The sequence below is a fragment of the Arthrobacter sp. H5 genome (assembly GCF_000520595.1).
In the GTDB taxonomy this organism is placed as follows: Bacteria; Actinomycetota; Actinomycetes; order Actinomycetales; family Micrococcaceae; genus Arthrobacter_D.
Genome location: NZ_KI915000.1, coordinates 83,986 through 88,130, shown reverse-complemented (window position 1 = coordinate 88,130; position 4,145 = coordinate 83,986). Strand labels below are relative to the sequence as shown.

The following is a 4,145-nucleotide window of genomic DNA, read 5'->3' as shown; positions in this document are numbered from 1 at the left end:
CGCGCCGCCGCGATGAGCTGGTCGAAGTGTGCGTCCAGCTCCCGGTCTAGCTGCTGCCGGGCAGGGTTGGCGTCGAACCACTCGATCACCTGCCGCGCTCCGAGGGCAAACGGAGTAGTACAGATAAACTCCGGAACCAGCGCCTTCACCTTGCTGTTGTCGAAGATCACCGAGTGGGACTTATCCCCCAACAACTGCGGCCCAAGCTCCGGAACAGCGGCGGCGATGGTGTCTGACGCGATGTGCACCAGCTCCGGCTCGGGTGCGCCCGCCGCCTCCGCGAAGACCTGGTAAATCCGGTTCCAGGGCAGAAATTCATCCGAGGTAATCGTGAAGCTGTCGCCGACGGTCTGAGGCAGACCGAACAGCCCAACCAACGCCTTGGCAAAGTCGCTGCTGTGGGTCAGCGTCCATAGCGAGGTGCCGTCCCCGTGGACCATCACCGGCCTGCCGGACCGCATTCGTGCAATGTCGGTCCAGCCGCCGGTGAGGGCAATCTTCGTGTGGTCGTAGGTGTGGGACGGCCTGATGATTGTCACCGGGAACCCATGGTCCCGGTAGGCCCGCACCAGCAGTTCCTCACAGGCAATCTTCTGCTGCGAGTACTGCCAGTAAGGGTTCCGGAGCGGCGTGGATTCACGGATCGGCAAGTTTGCCGGCGGCTTCTGGTACGCAGACGCCGAACTGATGAACACGAACTGGCTTGTCCGGCCCTGGAAGAGCTCCAGATCGGCCGCAATATGGTCCGGCGTGAAGGCGATGAAATCAACGACGACGTCAAACCGCCGGGTGCCGAGCGCAGCTCGGGTGGCTGCAGGATCCCGAATATCCGCGATCATCACTTCCGCACCATCCGGGACCGGGTGCTCAGACGTATTCCCACGGTTCAGGAGGGTCAGCGAGTGCCCGACGGCGATGGCGCGCTGCGCCGCGGCAGTACTGATCACGCCCGTCCCACCGATGAAAAGGATTGAGAGACTCACCAGGCGTAGTCTTCCGGCGCAGTCTTGTGTCCCGGGAAGATTTCATCGAGCGTCTTCAGCGCATCCTGGTCGAGCGTGACCTCCAGGGCGCGCAGGGCGGCGTCGAGCTGTTCCTGCGTACGAGGGCCGATGATCGGTGCCGTGACTGCCGGCTGGGCCAGCAGCCAGGCGAGACCCACATCACCGGGAGCATGACCCAGCTCATCCGCTAGGTCCTCATAGCGCTGGATCTGGTCGCGGTGTTTCTTCAGCGTCTCCGCAGAGCGGCCCTCAACCCGGCGTACACCCTCCGTTTCCTTCTTCAGCACTCCACCCAGCAGACCGCCGTGCAGGGGCGACCACGGGATGATTCCCAGCCCATATTCCTGCGCGGCTGGAATCACTTCAAGCTCAACGGCCCGGGTCAACAGGTTGTAGATGGACTGTTCGCTCACCAGCCCCGTGTAGTTGCGCCGGGCGGCCGCCGCCTGTGCCTGTGCAATGTGCCAGCCAGCAAAGTTGCTGCTGCCCGAATACAGAATCTTGCCCTGCTGCACGGCAACGTCAATGGCCTGCCAGATCTCATCCCACGGTGTGTTCCGGTCCACGTGGTGGAACTGATACACGTCGATGTAATCGGTCTGAAGGCGCTTCAGGCTGGCATCGAGTGCCCGGCGGATGTTCAGGGCTGAGAGCTTGCTCTCATTGGGCCGGTTGGTCATTGTTCCGTACAGTTTGGTGGCCAGAACCGTCTTCTCGCGGCGTTCCCCGCCTTGAGCGAACCAGCGGCCCAGGATCTCCTCGGTCCAACCCCGGTGGTCTTCGCCGCCGTAAACATTTGCCGTGTCAAAGAAGTTGATCCCTGAAGCATGGGCGGAGTCCATGATCGAGTGCGCGTCCGCCTCCTCTGTCTGCGGCCCAAAGTTCATTGTTCCCAGGCACAGACGGGAAACGGACAGGCCTGATCGGCCCAGATTTGTGTACTGCATGTCACCAGTTCCTTTTCGGTTGACGTGTGAAATTTTCAGTCGGTTTTTGTTTCTACGGCGCGCAGCGTTTTTCGCGGCGCTGCCTGGGCATCATGTCCCCAGCTGCTGAGCAGCCGCAGTGCGTCCTCGGAGGGCGACCCGGGTTTGGCCGAGAAGATCCGGAGTATTTGATCGGAATCGTCCGGCAGCGCAAGTGACTCGAAATCCAGCTCGAGCTCACCCACTGTGGGGTGGTGCAGCCGTAGTGAGCCAAAGGATCGGGTGGTCACCCGGTGTCCCGCCCACCATTGCCGGAACTGTTCACTGGTCACCGCCAGTTCCCCTACCAGTTGGTTGGTCTGCGGGTCATTGGGATGCCGTCCCACATCCACCCTCAGGGCGGCGACCGTTTCCGCCGCGACCGCTTTCCAGTCCCTGAAGAGCTCCATCGCAGCCGGGTCCAGAATGATCCAGCGGGCGAGGTTCCGCTCGCGGACCGGCAGTTCGGCAAAATCCGTGAACAGCAGGCTCGCCATCCTGTTGCGGGCGAGAATATCCGTGCGCCGCCCGAGCACCAGTGCCGGGCTGTGCGTCACGGTTTCGAGCAGCTGCCGGAGGCCGGGCCGCACCCGTTGGACCGGCGCCGGAGATTTCGACGACGGTGCGCAGTTGTGCAGGAGGTCCAGCATGTGCGCCCGTTCGGTGGCATCGAGCTTCAGGGCGCGGGCGACGGCGTCGACCACGGCCTGTGATGGACGCATCTGCCGTCCCTGTTCCAGCCGCGTGTAATAGTCGGTGCTAACCCCTGCCAGGTGGGCGATCTCCTCCCGCCGCATCCCAGGGACCCGCCGGGTCCCCGCGGTCAGTGCAACATCGATGCCTTCCGGCCGCATCCTGGCGCGCATGATCCGCAGGAACTGTCCAAACTCCGCACTTTGACCCATAGGCCTATTCTGCCGGTCGCCGGTCCCATGTTCCATAGCGTGACTGTGTCTGCTGGACCTAGGAAAGGCAGAAACAGGCTCATGGGTGTTTAGGTGGCGCTGCGTGCGTAGGCTGAGGATGTCACTTCCACATCACACAGGAGACTTCATGGCTACCGTGCCCAACCTGTCCTTGAACAACGGGATTACCATCCCCCAGCTCGGCTTCGGTGTTTTCCAGGTTCCGCCCGATGAAACCCAACGGGTTGTCGAAGACGCCCTTGCTGCGGGGTACCGGCACATCGACACCGCGGCCGGGTACAGCAACGAAGCGGGGGTCGGTGCTGCGTTAGCGGCCTCAGGCATTCCGCGGGAAGAAATCTTCATTACCACCAAGCTTCGTAACGGGGAGCAGGGAAGCGCGGCGGCTGCTTTCGAAACCAGTCGGCGGGCACTTGGCCTCGACGTCGTTGACCTGTATCTCATCCATTGGCCTGTCCCCTCCCAAGGGCTGTTTGTGGACGCGTGGAAGGCAATGGAAAAGATCCATGTCGACGGCGCCGTCCGCGCAATCGGTGTCTCCAACTTCCTGGAGGACCATCTGAAAACTCTGTTAGCCGGGACGAAGATTATACCGGCAGTGAACCAGATTGAACTGCACCCCACCTTTCAGCAGTCGGGGCTCGCTGCGGCCAGCCGTGCGCATGGCATAGCCGTCGAGGCGTACAGTCCGCTGGGACAGGGACAGGATCTCGCAGCGGGCGCCATCTCCGAGCTCGCCGAGCGGCACAACGCAACCCCAGCCCAGATTGTGCTCGCCTGGCACCTCGGCCTGGACAACATCGTCATCCCCAAATCAGCGGATTCCACCCGCATGCGCGAGAACCTCGCCGCGGCAGCCCTCACCTTGAGCCCTGAAGAGCTGGACGCGGTAAGCGGGCTCGAGTCCGGCGCCCGGATTGGCGCGGATCCCGCCGAAGCCGCCTTCAGCCAGCTCTAAATCCCCGTTCACCATAAACCGAAGGAGAAACCCATGGAATTCAGATATCTCGGAAACAGCGGACTCAAAATCTCGGAGCTCACCTACGGCAACTGGCTCACGCATGGTTCACAGGTGGAAAACGACGTCGCCGCCCAATGCGTGCGCGCAGCGCTCGAGAACGGGATCAGCACCTTTGACACCGCCGATGTGTACGCAAACACTGCCGCGGAGACAGTGCTCGGCGAAGCGCTGAAAGGCGAGCGGCGGCAATCGCTGGAGATCTTCACCAAGGTGTTCGGCCCTACGGGCC

The 4,145-nt window shown here is 62.5% G+C and carries 5 protein-coding genes; 2 read left to right on the top strand and 3 right to left on the bottom strand.

What is annotated here, in order from left to right:
- The 3 genes from Y708_RS0113060 to Y708_RS0113050 form a co-directional block, all read right to left on the bottom strand.
- Positions 1-983, bottom strand: a 983-nt coding sequence (locus Y708_RS0113060) for an SDR family oxidoreductase (RefSeq protein ID WP_253905807.1), incomplete at its 3' end; no start/stop codon positions are given.
- Positions 980-1,951: an aldo/keto reductase gene (locus Y708_RS0113055; RefSeq protein ID WP_028280284.1), complete on the bottom strand. Its 972-nt coding sequence runs from the start codon at positions 1,949-1,951 to the stop codon at positions 980-982. The genes Y708_RS0113055 and Y708_RS0113060, both read right to left, overlap by 4 nt.
- Positions 1,952-1,986: 35 nt before the next feature.
- On the bottom strand, positions 1,987-2,874 hold the full coding sequence (locus Y708_RS0113050) for a helix-turn-helix transcriptional regulator (protein ID WP_028280283.1): 888 nt from the start codon (positions 2,872-2,874) through the stop codon (positions 1,987-1,989).
- A 148-nt stretch (positions 2,875-3,022) separates the two neighbouring features.
- Between Y708_RS0113050 and Y708_RS0113045 the strand changes: the two genes are divergently transcribed.
- Positions 3,023-3,853, top strand: a complete 831-nt coding sequence (locus Y708_RS0113045) for an aldo/keto reductase (RefSeq protein ID WP_028280282.1) — start codon at positions 3,023-3,025, stop codon at positions 3,851-3,853.
- Between the two features lie 33 nt (positions 3,854-3,886).
- Positions 3,887-4,145, top strand: a 259-nt coding sequence (locus tag Y708_RS24890) for an aldo/keto reductase (RefSeq protein ID WP_035776242.1), incomplete at its 3' end; no start/stop codon positions are given.